Genomic DNA, 17,241 nt, shown 5'->3' on the forward strand with positions numbered 1-17,241 from the left:
ATCACGATACCCGGAGACGACACTATGAAAACCCTGAAAACCTTTTTCAACTCACCCTATGCTTTCTGGGTGCTTCTTGCCCTGCCGTCCATTGCCCTGGTCAACGGCGCATTGTCTGGCGGAGATCTCGAGCCGTTGCTGCATCCCACCGGGGAATTTTCTGCCCGGTTCATGATCATCGCCATGATGCTCACGCCGTTGCGGATGTTGTTTCCAAAATCCGGCGTGGTGCCGTGGCTGATGCGCCGTCGCCGTTACCTTGGCGTGGCCGCCTTCTTCTATGCAGCCTTGCATACGCTCTATTACGTGATTGACCTTGGGTCTTTGTCAGCGGTTGCGGCGGATATCGCCAAGTTCGGCATCTGGACGGGCTGGGTGGCATTCGTCATTTTCGTGCCGCTTGCGCTGACGTCCAATGATGCTTCCGTCCGCCGGCTTCGCCGCACTTGGAAGACGCTGCAACGCTTTGTCTATCCGGCAGCCGTCGCCACCCTGCTGCACTGGATATTCATTCACGACAATTTCGCTCCGGCTCCGGTGCATTTTGTGCCGCTGGCCGCCCTGGAAATCTACCGCATCTGGAAAACCGCAGGCGCCAAGCGTTCACTGGCTGCCGCTCCCAAGATCGCGTCCTGACACAAAAACGAGGAAAACCACCATGACCACAATCGCTGTTACTGCCGCCAGCGGCCAGCTTGGCCGTGCAATCGTTAGGGCGCTCACGGCACGTGCCGGCGCCGGTACCGTCATCGGCCTTGCCCGAACTCCAGAGAAGGCCGGGGATCTGGGGGGCGAAGTCCGAAAGGGGGATTACGGCGACCGTGCCGGTCTCGAGCGTTCCCTCCACGGCGTGGATGTCGTACTGCTGGTCTCCGGCATGGATGAACCCGGTAAACGTATTGGCCAGCACCGCAATGTGATTGAAGCCGCGAAAACCGCCGGGGTGCGCAAGATCGTCTATACCAGCGTGCAGGGGCCGGATGAAGGCTCGAGCTTCTCGGCGGTTGTAAAGAGCAACCGTCAGACCGAGCAGGATGTGCGCGAAAGCGGGCTGGATTGGGTCATCGGCCGCAACGGCATCTATATCGAGCCGGACATCGACTATATCGAAACCTACAAGGTTTCGGGTGAGATCGCCAATTGTGCCGGCGACGGCAAGTGCGGCTACACCACCCGTGACGAACTGGCCTATGCCTATGCGCAAATGCTCGGCAGCGATGCCCACAACGGCCATACTTATAATCTGCATGGCCAGAGTCTGAACCAAGCGGAACTGGCCGAATGCTTCAACCAGGCCTTTGGAACCTCTCTGGTATATCGCCCCATGAGCGTCGAGGAATACAAGCAGGACCGCATTGCCGAACTCGGCGAATTCATCGGCACTGTGATCACCGGTATCTATTCCGGCATCCGTGATGGCGCCTTTGACAACCCCAGCAATTATGCTGATGCAGCCGGGCGTCCTCATCAAACCTGGGAGGATTACTTCTCGGCGATCAGGGCCGGCGCGAAGGCCTGATCACGCTGGCGCTGTCACCAGACTGGCCCCGATTGTCGGCTCGGTCGCGATCGGGCGCGAGCGCACCGGAGCTGGCTGGGCGGCGGCCCCTGTGGCCTGTTGTACATGCGCGGCGAAGTCAGTTTCGCGCATCGGGCGACCGAACAGGTAGCCCTGGAATTCGTGGCAGCCGCAGTCGAGCAGGAATGCGTGCTGGGCCGGGGTCTCAATGCCTTCAGCCAGGACCACGAAGCCGAGATCGATGCCCAACTGGACGATGCTTTTGACCAGTGCCGCGCCACGTTCGCTTTCCAGCGATTCCTTGACAAAGCTGCGGTCGATCTTGAGCTGGTCAAGCGGCAACCGGCGCAGATAGCTCAGCGACGAGTACCCGGTGCCGAAATCATCCAGCGCGATGCTGATGCCGGTGGCGCGCAGGCGTTCCATCTTGGCCACCGTCGGTGCCAGGTCATGGACAAGCACGCTTTCGGTCAGCTCCAGTTGGAGCAATGTGGGATCAATGCGATAGAAGCCGACATATTCCAGCACAGAGCTTTCGAAACCCTCGATCTGGAACTGGCTGGCGCTGACATTGACGGCAAGCGTCAATTTGCTCAACACCGGATCATCGCTCCATATCGCCAGCGTGCGGCAAGCTTCCTTGAGCACCCAGCCGCCGAGCAACGGCATCAGACCGGCTTCTTCGGCCACCGGGATGAAGTCACCGGGCGGAATTTGGCCGCGCTGCGGGTGTTGCCAGCGCAACAGTGCTTCGGCGCCGTGGATCGTGCCGACATCGTCGATCTGCGGTTGGAAATACAGCTGCATTTCCCCGCGATGAACAGCATTGCACAATTCCAGCGCCAGGCCCTTGGGGCGGGTGAATTCCCGCTGGAGGGCGTAGATGCCGCCACACAATATGCCCGCTGTCAGGATGCTGTTTACCCATATGCCATTGGCACGAATGTCGTCGGAAATAGGCTGGGCAAAGGGAAGCGCATAATGAGTGCTCGCCAACACAATAAATGCGCAGATGCAGGCGGCGATGATCGCAAGCTGAATTTTCGATGTATCGCGCAGATGGTTGATAAAGCCGAGCAGGGCGATGTCCAGCAAATAGAGATGCGTGTTTCTCGGATAGCTCTCGGACGGAATGTCGAACATCAAGGCGTAGAAGATGATGAAGACCAGCAGCGACAGCTGTGTGACGATCAATGCGGCATTCAGCCGGCCGGATGAAAGCAGCCACCAGCCTGCCGCGGCCACCGAAACAAGCACCAGGTCGGCGGTGACCAACGACCATTGTTGGCTCCAGGTGAAAAATGCGGCCCACGCCAAGCCTATGGCGATTATCAGCACGGACGCAGTCTGGTAAGCCAAAATCAGCCGCTGCGAGTGCTTTTCGGAACTTGGATTGTGGGCCGTCATCTGAAGGGGTCCTGCCAACATCATCTCACAAGTTCGAGCGCCAGCTTGAGTGAGGCGGTCTTGCATCCGTTCAAAGACTTATTGGCATTGCAGGGTTTAAGGATGTGGGTCGGGCCGGGCGTAAGAAATGGCCGGTACAATGTAGTTGGCGAAGGGCACGGCCGTGTCGGCTCCCTCACGGCACCAGCCGCACACCCCATTTCTGCCGGGTCCTCGGGTTCAGCTCGATCAGGAATTTTTCGAACACCCTGAGTTTTCTGGGCTTCAACCGATGTCTCGGGTGGACCAGGAACATCTCGCTGCTGTCCGGGCGGATCTCGTCGAGCACCGGCACAAGCTGTCCGGCGCGCACCTCGCTGAAGACCAGATAACTGGCGAGCTGAATGATGCCCGCGCCGCGTTTGGCTGTGACCACCGCTGCGGCCGCGGTCTCGAACGCCACCCTTCCATGCACCGGCACGGTTGTCTCTTCGTCTCCTATCCGGAACCGCCACGGCACCGTCCGTCCGCTGATCGACGAGATGATCGGAATGCATTCGTGTTGCGCCAGATCGGCCACCGAGGCCGGCATGCCATGCTGCTCGAGATAGCGGGGGGAGGCCACCGTCATCAGCGGAATGCGGCCGAGCGGTCGGGCGACGATGTCGATCGCCGGGGGGACGCCGATCAGCACCGCGGCGTCGATCTGCTCGGCGACGAAATTCGGTACGCCATCGCGCGACAGGATTTCAAGATCGACCTGCGGACAGGCGGCAAGAAACGCTGGCAAGGCCGGCGCCAAGGCAAGCGTAGTCAGTCCCGGCGGGATCTGCACCCTGAGCCGCCCACGTGGCTGGCGCTCGGCGGAGCCGACTTCGTCTTCCAGATTTTCCACCGCCTCGGTTATGGCGCGTGCCTTGTCGAGATAATACTGCCCCTCTTCGGTCAGCCGCAGGCTACGGGTGGTTCGCTCGATCAGCTGTACGCCGAGATATCTTTCCAGCTCGGTGACAATCGCGCTGGCGCCGCCACGCGAAAGCCCCAGGTCAAAGCTGGCTGCCGTCAGGCTGCCGCGTTCGGCAACCCGCAGAAACACCTTCATCGCCTTGATCTGGTCCATCGGATTGTCCAGAAATTTTCGATACTCAATCCGAGTTCAGGCTGTTTTTCAAGCGAAACCTATTGGCTATTCCGCGCCCCATTCAACCGCCGGCACGCCTGGTATTACGTGGAGTTCGAGACATGAATGCCCAGACAGAAACCCTCGCCGCTCACGACGAGAAAGAAGACCTCTATTATGCCGTTCACAAGGGACTGCGGCTCGCCAATGCCCGCATGCTGATTGCGCTCGGTCAGCTCGATCCGTTTGACGATTCAGCAGTCGCCGCAACATTGAGGCGACTCTCCGACCATATCGAAATGGGCCTGTGTCACCTGGCCGACGAGAACAGCGAGATTCATACCGTTCTCGACCAGCGTCTGCCGGGGGCGGCCGATCATGCCGGCGAAGATCACGAGCACCATGAAGAGGCCTTTGGTGAGCTGCGCCGGCTGGCCGATGCCCTGGTTGTCGCGAAAACCGGCCGCCCGGCGCTGTTGCGCAAGCTCTACCAGCGGTTCGCGCTGTTTGTGGCCGACGATTTCAAGCACATGAACGAGGAAGAAACCGTGATCCAGCCGCAGATCGAAGAGCACTTCTCGGCACCAGAGATCACCACGATCCGCGAGCGGATTGTCGCATCGATTCCGCCCGAAACAATGGTGCTGTTCATGCGCGCCATGCTCGGCGCGGCCAGTCGGCCCGAGCGCGCTGAAATGGTGACCGGCATGAAGGCCGGCATGCCGAACGAGGTCTTCCCGGACTTCATGGCGGCCGTGGTTGGCAACCCGTGGAAGTATGGCGAGTGGGAATCGCTGGAGGCCGCGTTATGTTGAGACGGGCCGCTGAACCTACGCCCGTTGCAACCTGCACGCGGATTTCAACGGGAAAATGCCTCGGTTGTCCAAACTGCATCCGCACCGGAAAAATGGGCAACACCAAAAACGGCAAGCAGTCCGGGTGGTAGAGCTGACAAGAATGAATGACCGGAACGGCCAATGCCGCTCCGGTCATACGTGTTTGCGTGGACTGGTCAACGCGCGCCAACTCCAGCCCTTGCCACTTGGCCAATTTCCCGTCATCACACGGCCTCACTTGAACCCCGAGCGCTCCAGGAGGACGCCCCATGATCCCCTGGCTCCGGCTTGACGCGGTAAAACTCGATGATGGTGTGGAGCTGCGGTTGATGCAGCGCGGCCATGAATTCTCGATCATGCTTGGCTCAAACGAACTGATGAACAGCCGGCTGAGCGGCTCGGAGGAGGCGCTCGCCAATCTGGCTGCGGCCAAGCTTGAGGGCAGGGCGCAGCCACGCCTGCTGATCGGCGGGCTCGGAATGGGCTTTACCCTGCGCGCCGCGCTCAAGGCTCTGGATCAGGGTGCGCGTATCACCGTCGCTGAACTGGTGCCTGCCGTCATTGAATGGGCGCACGGTCCGATGGCGCCGGTGTTTGGCAATTGCCTCGCTGACCCCCGCGTCAATCTACATGAAGGCGATGTCGGCGAACTGATCCGTGCCGACAGGGGTGCGTGGGACGCCATCCTGCTCGATGTCGACAACGGCCCCGATGGTCTCACCCGCCAGGGCAACGATGCGCTCTACTCGGCCCAAGGTCTGGCGAGCGCCTATCTGGCGCTCAAGCCGGGCGGGGTCTTCTCGGTCTGGTCTTCGGCGCCCGATGCCGCCTTCACCCGGCGGCTCAAGCAAGCGGGCTTTTCCGTCACCGAAGTGCCGACCCGCGCCAGAACCAAAAAGCGCGGCGCACGGCACATGATCTGGGTCGCCGACAGGCCTGGCTGACGCGCCAGGCGTCTGGACATTGCTGCGGGTGCGGATCGGGACGTGGCGCTCTCGCCAACCCGCAGCGGCCGGGATAATCTCGCAGCGATGCAAGACAGACAGGTGAGGCAGCATGCGCGCGTTCGACGAGATTTTCGAGATTGCAGCCAGCCGCAAGGGCGGCGCCGAGGCGCTCAACGCGATGCTGACGCCGCCCAAGCCCGCCGCCGAGCTGGCAGCGATCCCCGACGACCGCTGGCTGGCAACCATGACCCGCTGCGTGTTCCAGGCGGGCTTCAACTGGAAGGTGGTCGAAAACATGTGGCCCGGCTTCGAGGCCGCCTTCAATGGGTTCGACATCGGCCATTGCGCCATGCTCACCGACGAGGATTTCGAGCGGCTGGTCTCCGACACGCGGATCATCCGCAATGGCGCCAAGATCCGCTCTGTGCAGGAGAATGCAGTCTTTGTTCAGACGCTTGCGGCGCAAGCCGGAAGTGCCGGCAAGGCCATCGCGGACTGGCCTTCAACCGACTTCATCGGCCTGCTCGAACTGTTGAAGAAACGCGGCAGTCGGCTCGGCGGCACCTCAGGCCAATATTGTCTTCGCTTCATCGGCAAGGACAGTTTTATCCTGTCGCAAAGTGTTGTCGCCCGCCTGATCGCCGAGGGCGTGGTCGACCGTCAGCCGACCTCGAAGAAGGCGCTCGCTGATGTGCAATCGGCCTTTAATGTCTGGATGCAGCAATCCGGTCGATCGCTGACCGACATCAGCCGGGTGCTGGCCATGAGCTTGTAGCGAGCCGCGCCGTTCGACTATGAAGGGAGACGTCCATGCAATGGACTATCGTCTTTGTCAGTGTGTTTGCGATTTTCATTCCGGCGCTGATGCTGCCGGGACCGGATTTTATCGCCGTGGTCCGTTCCGCCATGGGGCGGGGGACGCGCGCCGGTCTGCTGACCACGCTTGGTGTCACCTTCGGGTTAGGCTTCTACGCCGGTCTCAGCCTGCTCGGACTTTCCGCCATTCTGGTCCAATACCAATGGCTCGCCTGGGCGGTGCGGATCTGTGGCGGGTTTTATCTTGGCTATCTCGGGATCAGGCTGCTGCTGACAAAACCGGCGGCCATCGAGCTTGACGGCGAGATGGAGACCCGGCTCGGCAATCCGCTGCTGTTCGGGTTTCTGGTCACGCTCACCACCCCCAAGGCGATTGTGCTGTTCACCAGTGTATTTGCCACCGCCGTCACCGACGCCATGCCGCTCTGGGTGATGGGCGCCATGATCGCGCTGGTAATGACGAGCGCTGCTGTCTGGTATTCGGTTGTTACGCTGTTCATGTCCTCGAGGCCGGTGATTGTGCGGTTTCAAAACGCCCGCCACTGGGTCGAACGGGCCGCCGGCGTCTGCTTCATCGCCATCGGCGGCAAGATCCTGGCAGACAGTCGTAATCCGCTCACTCCATGAATGGAGCAGGAGCCCGGTATTGCACCGGTGTGACTGCACTGATTTTCAAACCGCTGGTTTCCCCGGATGCCCCCGGCGCGTCAATCAGCCCCATCTGCTCGCAACAGCCGATGATCGGGCATTTCAGCTCGCAGTGTCGGCAGGAGATTCCCTCGCCCACATCGCTTAATCATTGATATGGTTGGTCAATGCGGCCGCAATCAGGGCCCGAGGTGCTGCCGGGTCATCCCGATTGCGCCGCTCCGCTGAAGCCCGGCGGCGGCCTTGACCGGTCGTGTCGGCATCTTGCTCATGCCGTCACATAGCGCATAAAATGAACGACACACAGCCGCGAGGTAACTGTCTTGGCCATCGCGCCCCACAAGCAGCAATGGCCGTCGGCGCTCAGCCGCATGCGGCACCCGGACCTGGGGATGTTGTCGCCAGCCTATTTCGGTATGGTGATGGCAACGGGAATCGTTTCGCTCGCCGCCAACCGGATCGGCTTGCCGGTGGTGGCCTGGGTTCTGTTCGCGATTGCGTTCGTGGCCTATCTGGTGTTGTGGGGACTGACCATCCTGCGCATCATCCGCCACCGCGTGAGCTTCTTCATGGACATGATCGACCATCTGCGTGGTCCCGGCTTTTTTACCATGGTTGCAGCCTCCAGCATTCTCGGCAGCGAATTCGTTATCCTCGACCACAACGCCACCATTGGTTTCGCCTTCTGGTGGGTAGCTGTGATCCTGTGGTTCGGGCTCACCTACACGATCTTCACCGCGTTTACCGTCAAGGAGGAAAAGCCGTCACTCGACCAGGGCATCAGCGGCGCCTGGCTGCTGGCGGTGGTGGCCACCCAGTCGATTGCCGTGTTATCATCGTTGCTGGCCGTCGAGGTTGAGCAACCCTACCGGCTCGATCTGAATTTCCTGGCGCTGTCGATGTGGCTGTGGGGCGGCATGCTCTACATCTGGATGATGTCGCTGATCTTCTACCGCTATACGTTTTTCAAGTTTTCGCCGGGTGATCTGTCGCCGCCCTACTGGATCAACATGGGAGCGATGGCGATCTCGACACTGGCCGGATCGCTGTTGATCATAAACTCGCAGGATGCGCCGTTCTTGCATTCCATCGTGCCGTTCATGAAGGGATTTACGGTGTTTTACTGGGCCACCGGCACCTGGTGGATCCCGATGCTGCTGATCCTCGGCGTCTGGCGCCACGGCTACAAGCGCTTTCCGCTGACCTACGATCCGCTCTACTGGGGAGCGGTGTTCCCGCTCGGCATGTATTCAGTCAGCACCTTTCAGATGGCCCGGGCGCTGGAATTTGATTTCCTGGATACGCTGCCGCTGGCCTTCGCCTGGATCGCGCTGGCGGCCTGGCTGCTGACCTTCGGCGCCTATCTGGTGACATTGTTGCGCGACGGGAAAGCCGCATGAACCGCCATCCGCAACCGGAGGGCACCTTCTGGCCGGTGCTTGCATATATTTTCGCGCCGGAGATTCGCGCCTGGCACGGCAAGGCAACGCTCGCCACTGCATTCTGGTTCTATGGCGTTTTCACCAGTTCCATCATGATCCTGTTTTATGCACGCTTGATCTATTTGCGACTGATCGGTGCAGAACAGGTGCTGCTGCTCTTGCTGGGGCTCTATACGGTCTGGATCCTGATTTCTATCTGGCGCTGTTCGCTGGCCGAGGACAGCGTCTGGGCGCAATTCGCGCGATTCCTTACCGTGGCCTGGGCCGGCAACATCGCACTGGTACTTACCTTCCGGCAGATCGAACTTCTGTCGATCTTCGCGGGCGTGACTGGCAACGGGTAAATCCAGCCCAACAAATCCCTTGATTCGAACGGTGGCTGACGTGTGTCGTCAGGATATTCCTCTAGCGGTTGAGGTGCCGTCGTCTCGACCGCCAAAAGGTCGAAAATCGGGTCTTCTAAAGAAGAAATAATTCATGTTTACCATGGGTTTACCACACACTTAATATCAAGGCCGGGAGCCATGAGGGCTCGCCAACAGGCCTTGAAAAAGCGGATGGTTCGCGCAGCTCAAGGCAACAATCCAAGATCGTGCAGCAATGAGCCGAGACACCGCCGAAAACATCGATATCGCCCGAAAACTCCAGTTCGTAGGCCTGGATGAAGCGCAGCGTCAGGCGCTGTCGGGCCTCAAGCCAACCATTGACGAGACCGTTGGTCCAGCTCTCGACAAATTTTACAACAAGGTTCGCGCCACGCCGGAAACCGCCCGGCTTTTCCGCGATGATGCGCAAATCAAACATGCCAAGACCATGCAGCAGGCGCACTGGTCATTGATTGCCTCGGCCGAGTTCGATCAGAATTATGTGGATGCCGTCACCCGGATCGGCAGGGTACACGCCAAGATCGGGCTTGAGCCGAGCTGGTATATTGGTGGTTATACCTACATTGTCGACGCGCTGATGACCGACATCATCACCAGCGAACTTGGTGGCTTCGGCCGCAACAAGAAAGTGCAAGCGGTCAGTCAGGGATTGTCGGCGGTGGTCAAGGCTGCGCTGATCGACATGGACTACGCCATCTCCGTCTATCTCGAGTCGCTGGCCCAGGAGCGTGCTGAGGTCGAGGTGGAAAAGGCCAGGATCAAGCAAGAACAGGATGCCGCGCTGGGCGCGCTCGAGCAAGCACTGCTGCGGATGGCCGAAGGCGATCTGAGCGCCAGCATTACCGAGCCTCTGGCCGCTGACTTTGACGGACTCAAGGATAATTACAACGGCTCCATCGCCAAGCTGAGTGAGACCTTTGCCGAGATCATCGGCGCCACTCGCCAGGCTGTCACCGATACCCGTGAATTGTCGGGTGCCACCGACGACATGGCCCGGCGAACCGAACAGCAGGCCGCGGCGCTTGAGCAGACTGCCGCTGCGATCGAACAAATCACCACGATTTCGAGCCAATCGGCCGATCGCACCAGCGAGGCGCGTCATGTCGTCGAGCAGACATCCGAACAGGCGGCCGCTTCGGTCAGGACGGTTGAGCAGGCGGTCGCGGCGATGGGCAAGATCGAGCAGTCCTCCGAAAAGATCACGCAGATCATTACCGTGATCGACGAGATTTCCTTCCAGACCAATCTGCTGGCGCTCAATGCCGGTGTCGAGGCGGCGCGGGCGGGTGAGGCCGGACGTGGGTTTGCCGTGGTTGCTCGGGAGGTCCGCGAACTTGCGCAACGCTCGGCCGCTGCCGCCAAGGAGATCAAGGAGTTGATCGAGACCTCCTACAATGATGTCGTGCATGGCGTTTCATTGGTCCACAAGACCGGCGAAGCACTAGACAGCATCGGCGGTCAGGTGCAGGTCATCAACGATCACTTCGCATCGATCTCGCAATCCGCCCAGGAACAGGCCGCCGGCATTGCCGAGATCAACCAGGCGGTCAATTCGATGGATCTGATCACCCAACAAAATGCCAGTATGGTCGAGCAAACCAATGCCGCCACACACAACCTGTTGCTGATCAATCAGAATCTGGCCGAACTGACCGGGCGTTTCACAGTGTCCGGTCAAGCCAGTGCATCGGCCGGGTGGGACCGCGGCGACAGGGCGGCCTGAGCGGTCCCGCAGCCGGATTGGGGTGTGGGGCCGGAGGGCCCCGCGCCGCCACGGCTTCGTGCCGATTGGTTGTGTCGACCGGGGTGTTCAGGCGCCGGGTCTCGAGCCTATTGGCTGGCTGGTGCGGCCTGCGTAGCCCCGCGTGCTTTGTATTCCGTCGCCCGCGCCGGGTCGAGATTGGTTTTGCCAAGATCGTCGCCTGCCCATTCCATCACCTTGGGATCCATCACCCGGAACCACAACGGCGGGATTGACGCCAGCAGAAACGTTCCCGGATAGCCCGACGGCAATGTCGGCAATTCCGCAAATGAGCGCAGCGCCTGATAGGGCCTCAAGGGGTTGGCGTGATGGTCGGAATGTCGCTGCAGGTGAAACAGCATCAGGTTGGTGACGATGTGGTTGGTGTTCCAGGAATGGCGCGGCTCGCACGGCTCGTAACGACCATCCGGTCCCTGCATTCGCCTGAGCCCGTAATGCTCGACATAATTGGCGAACGTCAGTTGCATCCAACCGACCAGATTATGCAGGAGCAGGAACGGGATCATGGTCCAGCCAAAGGCAATGATCAGCGTCACATCGGCGATCAGCGTGATCGCGTAGCCCTGCAGGATGTCGTTGCGCCAGTGCCAGAAAGACAAGCCCTTGCGCGCCAGCCGGGCGCGTTCGATGCGCCAGCCGCGCACCGCAGTTCCGGGGAATTCCCGCAAGGCAAACCGCCACAGGCTTTCACCAAGCCGTGCCGAGGCCGGATCTTCCGGGGTGGCGACATGAACGTGATGGCCGCGATTGTGTTCGATGCAGAAATGTCCGTAGCCTGACACGGCGTTGGCGAGTTTGGCACCCCATTGATCGAGCCGGTTGAGCTTGTGGCCGAGTTCGTGACCAACCGTGATCGCCGTGCCGGAACTGATCCCGGCACTCAGCGCCAGTCCCAGCCAGGCCCAGATCGGCGTGTCGGGCTGCCCGGCGGCGATCGCGCAGGTGAGAAACGAAAACCAGAACACCGGAACCGAGAGGAACAGCAGTATCCTGTAATAGGAGTCGCCAGCCAGTTCCTCGACGATTTCCTCGGGCGGATTGTTCGGGGCAACGCCGATCAGGTGATCGGCGGCGACGAACAGGCCGTAGTAGGAGACGACAGGAACCAGTACCCACCAGGCATTGCCGCTCACCTGATAGGCGAGTGCAGCAAAACCGGACAGCGAAGGTGCCAGCACTGACAAGATCCACAGCCAGCGCTTGTTGTCACGATATTCGATGCGATTGCCGTTTTTCGTGGTGGAAACGAAGATCATCTGTCAACACTCCCCCGAAAAACCGAATGGTATGCCGACGATTGTGCCAACGCAAGCCAGAGGCGCGCGCATAAGATGGAGGTGGTAGCGGCCAATTACCGGCTTCGCGACCGCCTTAACCGGCGGCCAGGCCGGCGCGGTTATGCAGCGTAGACGGCGAAGCGGTTGCGCCCTGCTTCCTTGGCTTCATACAGGCCCATATCGGCACGCTTCATCAGCGTCTCAAGGGTGTCGTCGGCGTTTAACGTTGCGATACCGGCGCTTACCGTGACCCGGATCAACTGCCCCTCGACGGCGAACGGCAGATCGGCGATTGCTGCGCGTAGTCGTTCGGCGGCACGCAGCGCCTCGGCTTCGCCCATGCCGGGCAGCAACACGCAAAATTCCTCGCCGCCGACGCGGCCGATCATGTCATGCGGGCGCAGCTCCGCTTCCCAGCGCGCCACCAGGCCTTCAAGCACCCGGTCGCCCGCCGCGTGGCCGTCGCGGTCATTGATCTTCTTGAAGTGATCAGCATCGAGCAACAACAGCGACATCGGCGCTTCTTCGCGCCGCGCCCGCCCGATTTCGATGGTGGCAAGTTCGAAGAAGCGGCGGCGGTTCAGGGCACCGGTTAGGCCGTCGGTCCAGGCCATCAATGCCAATGCCTGTTCCTGGCGTTTCTTCTCGCTGATATCGATCCGGAAGCCTACCAGTCCGCCCTCGCCAGTGCGCCGGTTGTGAACCTGGATGTAGCGGTCGTCGGGAAGATATTGCTCGGTCGGTTCACCCGGGTTCTGGTGAACTTGCACGTGGCTGGCGATCCAAGCGTCTTCCTTGCCTGCAGCCTGCGGGTATTGTCCGCGCTCAACGCCGGTGCGAACCATGTCTTCAAAAAGAGCGCCGGGTTTGATCACATCGGCGCTTCTCGAATAGATTTCGCGGTAACGGCTGTTGCACAGCACCAGCCGGTCTTCCTTGTCAAACAGCACGAAGCCGCTGGGCAGGCATTCCATGGCATCTGAGAGCCGGTTCTCGGCTTTCTCGGCCCGTTCCAGCAGCAGCCGGGTTTCCAACGCGTCGGCGATGATGGCGGCGAGATCGACAAGAAGCGATTTCTCCATTTCGCTAAGGGTCCGCGGCACGCGATCCGCGACGCACAATGTCCCCAGGATCAGCCCGTCGCTGGCATTCAAAGGCGCGCCTGCGTAAAATCTCACGCCGGGTTCGCCGATAACCATCGGGTTGTCGCGGAACCTTTCGTCGAGCGTTGTATCTTCGACCACGAAGACATCCGGCCGACAGATCGTATGGGCGCACATGGAGATGTCGCGCGGGGTTTCCTGCACATCAATTCCGACCTTGGATTTGAACCATTGCCGGTCACTATCGACCAGCGTCACCAGCGCGATTGGGACTTTGAGCATGTGCGAGGCAAGCCGGGTGATCCGGTCGTAAGCGGCTTCCGGCAAGCTGTCCAGAATCGTGTATTTTTGCAGCTTGGCCAATCGCTCGGTTTCACGGTCGGGTAGGGGATAGCCTGGCATGGTTGCTCCCGTCTGGGCCTTTCTCGCACAATCAGCCTGCCGAGTACGCAACGCTGTTCAAGTGCGATTTCGCTTCGGCCCTCAAGACCGGTTTCCGCCATGCGAGCGCTAGACCAGCGCAGCCCGTGAAAACCCGCTTTGCAGCCGTCTCCCTGGCAACCCCGAACCCGAGATTGCCCTCAAGTATACGAATTTGCATATAAACCCCTAAGAAAGGCCTACCCGGAAAGGCCAAGAAAAGCCTGGCGGGCTGAAACCTTCGCCAGGTGGCTACTTTTTTAAGACTGTGAGCGCATCATAGGTCTGGACAAGCTGAACAAGGATCCAGCCATGCGCAACTTCCTGCCCCTCGCCGCGATGCTGGCTGCCGTGACAATGGCAGCACCGGCGCACGCGTTTGATGTCGATCAGATGCTCAAACAGGTTTTCGGCTCTTCCGATCTCAAGGACCTGGCCTTGCCGTTCTTTGTCCTGCTCGCAGTCGTGGCCGTGCTCTTCTTCTGGAATGCCCTGCGGATCGGCAAGCGCCGGCAGCAGCGCATGATCGAAAACTACAACGGACAGCTTCAGGATTATTCCACCCGGCTCAAGCGCGGTCATCGCTTATAGATCGGTCCGGCGTGTCGTCGTGCCGGGTTTCGGGGTGCACACTTCGGTGCTAGAGAAGAATCATTATTCCACCGAACCGGTTGTGTCATGTCCGCCAAGCTCTCCGTCAATCTCAACGCCGTCGCCATGCTCAGAAATCGCCGAGACCTGCCGTGGCCGAGCGTTACGGCTCTCGGGCGGATAGCACTGGAGAATGGCGCCCATGGGCTCACCGTGCACCCCCGGCCTGACCAGCGCCACATCCGCTTTTCCGATCTGCCGGCCATCCGCGCACTGATCGATGACGAGTTTCCCAACGCTGAGTTCAACATCGAGGGCTATCCGACCGACGCGTTTCTTGATCTTGCCGAGGCCAGCGAGCCCGAGCAGGTGACCCTGGTGCCAGACGATCCGGCGCAGGCGACTTCCGATCACGGTTGGGATTTCGAGGGCAAGGGCAATTTCCTGCGCTCCGTGGTCCAGCGGTTGAAAAAACGTGGCATCCGGGTCTCGCTGTTTTGCGATCCCGACGCCAATCGAACGGCGCTGGAAGCAGCCAAGGCCACCGGTGCCGACCGTGTCGAATTCTACACCGGCCCCTATGGCGGAACCTATGACGATCCGGCGCGCGCCACCGAAGAACTGGCCAAGCTTGAGACCGCAGGCCAGATCGCCGCCGAATTAGGCCTCGGCGTCAATGCCGGCCACGATCTGACGGTGGAAAACCTGCCGGCGCTTGCCCGCGTCCTCCCCAACCTGATGGAAGTTTCGATCGGTCACGGTCTGACTGCAAACGCATTGGAATATGGAATGGCCGCAACTGTGCAGCGTTTCATCAAGGCCTGCGGCTAGCCAACCCCCGAAGATAAGCTCGATGCCCCCGCCGGCAAAGGCGGGGGACGGTGGTTGCGAAACACGCCGATCAGACGCCGAGTGCTGCCTTGTTGGCTTCGAGAAACGCTTTCAGCGATGTGAGCTTGACGCCCGAGAGCTTGGCTGCATCTTCTGTCACCATGGCGATCTTGCCTTCGCGGGTGTTGGCATCAAACGACACCAGCGTCGGCACGAAGCCGGAGGGAACGCCCGCCGTTTCCAGTCCCTTGGCCAGTTGCCCGTCGCTGACGGAAACCACCTCCAGCGGCTTGCCGGTGATTTCGCGCACCAGGTTCGCGATTTCGCCGGTGGTGCGGGCGGTGTCGCAGGTAAGCGTGTAGGTGGCCTTGCCGTTCTTTTTGGCGGCCAGTCCCCCGGCAATGGCCCGCGCGATGTCTTCGCGGGCTATGTGCGCCAGCTTGCCGTCGCTGGCGGCGCTGTACCACTGGCCGCTGGCGAGCGCTTGCGGCAGGCCCATCAGTAGGTTTTCCATGTACCAGCCATTGCGGAAGATGGTGTAGTCGAGACCGGTCTGCTTGATCGCCGCTTCGGTGTTGAGGTGGTCCGGCCCGAAGCTGATGAGGGTATCTTCGGCGCTCGGCATCGAGGTGTAGGCGATATGGCTGACGCCCGCCTGCTTGGCCGCTTTGACCGCCGCCTGGTGTTGTCGCAACCGGGTGCCGGCGCCATCCAGCGCATCGGTCGAGACGATCAGCAGGCGCTCCACACCGGCGAAGCTGTCGGCGAGCGACGCCGCGTCATCGAAATCGACCCGGCGGGCCTCGACGCCGAGCTTGGCGAGATTATCGAGTTTGGCCGGATCACGCGACCCGGCAATCAGGGTGCTCGCCGGCAGCTTGTGACTGTCAAGCAGATGCCGGATCACCAGGCCGCCCAGATGGCCGGATGCGCCGGTAATAAGCAGTTTTCCAGTCATGATGTTCCCTTTCTCTATGGATATGATATGAGTGCAGGTCTCAATTATAGACGTGCTCTCAAAATGAGAGTTGCAGACTTAGGCGTTTGGCGAGCGCGGCGAAAGAAGGCAGTTTTTCTGCCAATGGTTACCTGGAAGGAACCACCATGGACGCACGGATCACGCTGGAAGATCAGCTGCGGGCGATGCAGGGAGAACATGCGATGGGCAATTGCCCTGTGCGGCAGGTGATGCAGGGCATCTTCGGCAAATGGAGCACCTTGCTGCTGCAGGCACTGGGCGAGCGACCCTACCGGTTCGGTGAACTGCGCCGTCTGCTGCCCGATATTTCCCAGCGCATGCTCACCCAGACGCTGCGCGATCTCGAACGCGACGGCTATATCTACCGCAAGGTCTACGCCACCAAACCACCCAGCGTCGAATATGGCTTGACCGATCTCGGCAAATCGATGCTCGGGCCACTGGGCGAACTGGTGCGCTGGGCGAGCGACAATTTCACCCAGGTTGACGCGGCAAGAAAACGTTTCGACATCGCCGGCAAGGCCTAAGCCGTAGTCAACGTTCGCGATCAGCCCCGACCCGGCCCGGCAGGGTGTGCCTTGCGCAAGGCTGGGGCGGCGCGACGCACACCGTCTATCAGGCTTGAAATCGCGGCAACGCTCGGTCAGAAAAGCGTCATTGCTTTGGCCGGGGACAGAATGAGTCGGAATAAAAACATCGCGCTTGCTGCACTGCTTGCCTTGGCAGGCTGTGCTGCCCAACCCGGTTCCGGCGGCCGTCCCGCGACAGCCGCGCGGGTCCCGCTGGTCGATCCCGACGCGGTACTGCCGCCGCAGGTGCTGTTGCGCGAGGATACGGTTACCGCACTCACCCACAACCGTAGCCAGAGCCGGCTGGCCTATGTCGGGGTCTGGGCCGTGGATGCCGACCATTGCGCGATGATGGATCAGACCCGTTTCGAGGGATTTGCTGTAATCACCCCCGACAGCCTGCGCCAGCCGGGCGAAACCTGCAGCTTCGAGCCCGGCGCGCCCGGCGAAGGCAGCGTTCGCGTGGAGGCAAGCTGCAAGCGGAACCGCAAGACCTCGCAACGGCCAATCCTGCTCGAGATGCTCAACAGCCAGAGCCTGGTGCTTTCAAACGACGCCGACGGTCCCGGCACGAAAATGATCCGCTGCCATCTGCAGCACTGACAGGTA

The 17,241-nt window shown here is 60.7% G+C and carries 18 protein-coding genes; 13 read left to right on the forward strand and 5 right to left on the reverse strand.

What is annotated here, in order from left to right; genetic code table 11:
• Positions 1-24 precede the first annotated feature (24 nt).
• Both OEG84_RS00685 and OEG84_RS00690 read left to right on the forward strand, forming a co-directional pair.
• The gene (locus OEG84_RS00685) at positions 25-636 is read left to right on the forward strand and encodes a protein-methionine-sulfoxide reductase heme-binding subunit MsrQ (RefSeq protein ID WP_267651949.1); all 612 of its coding nucleotides are present in this window, start codon (positions 25-27) and stop codon (positions 634-636) included.
• Positions 637-658: 22 nt separating this feature from the next.
• Positions 659-1,519, forward strand: coding sequence for an SDR family oxidoreductase (locus OEG84_RS00690; protein ID WP_267651950.1), 861 nt, complete (start codon positions 659-661; stop codon positions 1,517-1,519).
• Here the strand turns inward: OEG84_RS00690 and OEG84_RS00695 are convergent, their stop codons facing one another.
• Together OEG84_RS00695 and OEG84_RS00700 are read right to left on the reverse strand one after the other, a co-directional pair.
• Positions 1,520-2,926 (reverse strand): putative bifunctional diguanylate cyclase/phosphodiesterase, encoded by a 1,407-nt coding sequence (locus OEG84_RS00695; RefSeq protein ID WP_267651951.1) that lies wholly within the window; start codon positions 2,924-2,926, stop codon positions 1,520-1,522.
• A 175-nt stretch (positions 2,927-3,101) separates the two neighbouring features.
• Positions 3,102-4,025: a LysR family transcriptional regulator gene (locus OEG84_RS00700; protein ID WP_267651952.1), complete on the reverse strand. Its 924-nt coding sequence runs from the start codon at positions 4,023-4,025 to the stop codon at positions 3,102-3,104.
• 122 nt (positions 4,026-4,147) lie between these two features.
• On the opposite strand from OEG84_RS00700, the gene OEG84_RS00705 reads away from it, so the two are divergent.
• From OEG84_RS00705 to OEG84_RS00735, 7 genes are all read left to right on the forward strand, one after another.
• Complete coding sequence (locus OEG84_RS00705; RefSeq protein ID WP_267651953.1) at positions 4,148-4,840, forward strand: hemerythrin domain-containing protein; 693 nt, start codon at positions 4,148-4,150, stop codon at positions 4,838-4,840.
• 290 nt (positions 4,841-5,130) lie between these two features.
• Complete coding sequence (locus OEG84_RS00710; RefSeq protein WP_267651954.1) at positions 5,131-5,805, forward strand: spermidine synthase; 675 nt, start codon at positions 5,131-5,133, stop codon at positions 5,803-5,805.
• 112 nt (positions 5,806-5,917) lie between these two features.
• Complete coding sequence (locus tag OEG84_RS00715; RefSeq protein WP_267651955.1) at positions 5,918-6,583, forward strand: DNA-3-methyladenine glycosylase I; 666 nt, start codon at positions 5,918-5,920, stop codon at positions 6,581-6,583.
• Between the two features lie 35 nt (positions 6,584-6,618).
• The gene (locus OEG84_RS00720; protein ID WP_267651956.1) at positions 6,619-7,251 is read left to right on the forward strand and encodes a LysE family translocator; all 633 of its coding nucleotides are present in this window, start codon (positions 6,619-6,621) and stop codon (positions 7,249-7,251) included.
• A 344-nt stretch (positions 7,252-7,595) separates the two neighbouring features.
• Positions 7,596-8,672 (forward strand): tellurite resistance/C4-dicarboxylate transporter family protein, encoded by a 1,077-nt coding sequence (locus OEG84_RS00725; protein ID WP_267651957.1) that lies wholly within the window; start codon positions 7,596-7,598, stop codon positions 8,670-8,672.
• On the forward strand, positions 8,669-9,058 hold the full coding sequence (locus OEG84_RS00730) for a hypothetical protein (protein ID WP_267651958.1): 390 nt from the start codon (positions 8,669-8,671) through the stop codon (positions 9,056-9,058). Before OEG84_RS00725 ends, OEG84_RS00730 begins: the two co-directional genes overlap by 4 nt.
• Before the next feature lie 256 nt (positions 9,059-9,314).
• Complete coding sequence (locus OEG84_RS00735) at positions 9,315-10,823, forward strand: methyl-accepting chemotaxis protein (protein ID WP_267651959.1); 1,509 nt, start codon at positions 9,315-9,317, stop codon at positions 10,821-10,823.
• 107 nt (positions 10,824-10,930) lie between these two features.
• Here the strand turns inward: OEG84_RS00735 and OEG84_RS00740 are convergent, their stop codons facing one another.
• Both OEG84_RS00740 and OEG84_RS00745 read right to left on the reverse strand, forming a co-directional pair.
• Positions 10,931-12,118, reverse strand: a complete 1,188-nt coding sequence (locus OEG84_RS00740) for an alkane 1-monooxygenase (protein ID WP_267651960.1) — start codon at positions 12,116-12,118, stop codon at positions 10,931-10,933.
• A gap of 140 nt (positions 12,119-12,258) precedes the next feature.
• Positions 12,259-13,644, reverse strand: coding sequence for a diguanylate cyclase (locus tag OEG84_RS00745; RefSeq protein WP_267651961.1), 1,386 nt, complete (start codon positions 13,642-13,644; stop codon positions 12,259-12,261).
• 330 nt (positions 13,645-13,974) lie between these two features.
• Here OEG84_RS00745 and OEG84_RS00750 point away from each other — a divergent pair, with 330 nt between their 5' ends.
• Both OEG84_RS00750 and OEG84_RS00755 read left to right on the forward strand, forming a co-directional pair.
• Positions 13,975-14,253 carry a hypothetical protein gene (locus OEG84_RS00750; protein WP_267651962.1) on the forward strand — a complete coding sequence of 93 codons (279 nt, stop codon included), beginning with the start codon at positions 13,975-13,977 and terminating at the stop codon, positions 14,251-14,253.
• Between the two features lie 87 nt (positions 14,254-14,340).
• Positions 14,341-15,084 (forward strand): pyridoxine 5'-phosphate synthase, encoded by a 744-nt coding sequence (locus tag OEG84_RS00755; protein WP_267651963.1) that lies wholly within the window; start codon positions 14,341-14,343, stop codon positions 15,082-15,084.
• A gap of 70 nt (positions 15,085-15,154) precedes the next feature.
• On the opposite strand, the gene OEG84_RS00760 is transcribed toward OEG84_RS00755, so the two are convergent.
• Positions 15,155-16,042 (reverse strand): SDR family oxidoreductase, encoded by an 888-nt coding sequence (locus tag OEG84_RS00760; protein ID WP_267651964.1) that lies wholly within the window; start codon positions 16,040-16,042, stop codon positions 15,155-15,157.
• A 146-nt stretch (positions 16,043-16,188) separates the two neighbouring features.
• Here OEG84_RS00760 and OEG84_RS00765 point away from each other — a divergent pair, with 146 nt between their 5' ends.
• The gene (locus OEG84_RS00765; protein ID WP_267651965.1) at positions 16,189-16,590 is read left to right on the forward strand and encodes a winged helix-turn-helix transcriptional regulator; all 402 of its coding nucleotides are present in this window, start codon (positions 16,189-16,191) and stop codon (positions 16,588-16,590) included.
• A 150-nt stretch (positions 16,591-16,740) separates the two neighbouring features.
• Positions 16,741-17,235: a hypothetical protein gene (locus OEG84_RS00770; RefSeq protein ID WP_267651966.1), complete on the forward strand. Its 495-nt coding sequence runs from the start codon at positions 16,741-16,743 to the stop codon at positions 17,233-17,235.
• Positions 17,236-17,241: the final 6 nt, after the last annotated feature.

The sequence above is a fragment of the Hoeflea algicola genome, assembly GCF_026619415.1.
GTDB lineage: Bacteria > Pseudomonadota > Alphaproteobacteria > Rhizobiales > Rhizobiaceae > Hoeflea > Hoeflea algicola.

Coding starts and splice junctions, on each gene's coding strand:
- OEG84_RS00695 (WP_267651951.1), bottom strand. CDS start 2,926: ATGACGGCCCACAATCCAAGTTCCGAAAAGCACTCGCAGCGGCTGATT.
- OEG84_RS00715 (WP_267651955.1), top strand. CDS start 5,918: ATGCGCGCGTTCGACGAGATTTTCGAGATTGCAGCCAGCCGCAAGGGC.
- OEG84_RS00685 (WP_267651949.1), top strand. CDS start 25: ATGAAAACCCTGAAAACCTTTTTCAACTCACCCTATGCTTTCTGGGTG.
- OEG84_RS00735 (WP_267651959.1), top strand. CDS start 9,315: ATGAGCCGAGACACCGCCGAAAACATCGATATCGCCCGAAAACTCCAG.
- OEG84_RS00750 (WP_267651962.1), top strand. CDS start 13,975: ATGCGCAACTTCCTGCCCCTCGCCGCGATGCTGGCTGCCGTGACAATG.
- OEG84_RS00745 (WP_267651961.1), bottom strand. CDS start 13,644: ATGCCAGGCTATCCCCTACCCGACCGTGAAACCGAGCGATTGGCCAAG.
- OEG84_RS00720 (WP_267651956.1), top strand. CDS start 6,619: ATGCAATGGACTATCGTCTTTGTCAGTGTGTTTGCGATTTTCATTCCG.
- OEG84_RS00755 (WP_267651963.1), top strand. CDS start 14,341: ATGTCCGCCAAGCTCTCCGTCAATCTCAACGCCGTCGCCATGCTCAGA.
- OEG84_RS00760 (WP_267651964.1), bottom strand. CDS start 16,042: ATGACTGGAAAACTGCTTATTACCGGCGCATCCGGCCATCTGGGCGGC.
- OEG84_RS00765 (WP_267651965.1), top strand. CDS start 16,189: ATGGACGCACGGATCACGCTGGAAGATCAGCTGCGGGCGATGCAGGGA.
- OEG84_RS00705 (WP_267651953.1), top strand. CDS start 4,148: ATGAATGCCCAGACAGAAACCCTCGCCGCTCACGACGAGAAAGAAGAC.
- OEG84_RS00710 (WP_267651954.1), top strand. CDS start 5,131: ATGATCCCCTGGCTCCGGCTTGACGCGGTAAAACTCGATGATGGTGTG.
- OEG84_RS00700 (WP_267651952.1), bottom strand. CDS start 4,025: ATGGACCAGATCAAGGCGATGAAGGTGTTTCTGCGGGTTGCCGAACGC.
- OEG84_RS00690 (WP_267651950.1), top strand. CDS start 659: ATGACCACAATCGCTGTTACTGCCGCCAGCGGCCAGCTTGGCCGTGCA.
- OEG84_RS00740 (WP_267651960.1), bottom strand. CDS start 12,118: ATGATCTTCGTTTCCACCACGAAAAACGGCAATCGCATCGAATATCGT.
- OEG84_RS00730 (WP_267651958.1), top strand. CDS start 8,669: ATGAACCGCCATCCGCAACCGGAGGGCACCTTCTGGCCGGTGCTTGCA.
- OEG84_RS00770 (WP_267651966.1), top strand. CDS start 16,741: ATGAGTCGGAATAAAAACATCGCGCTTGCTGCACTGCTTGCCTTGGCA.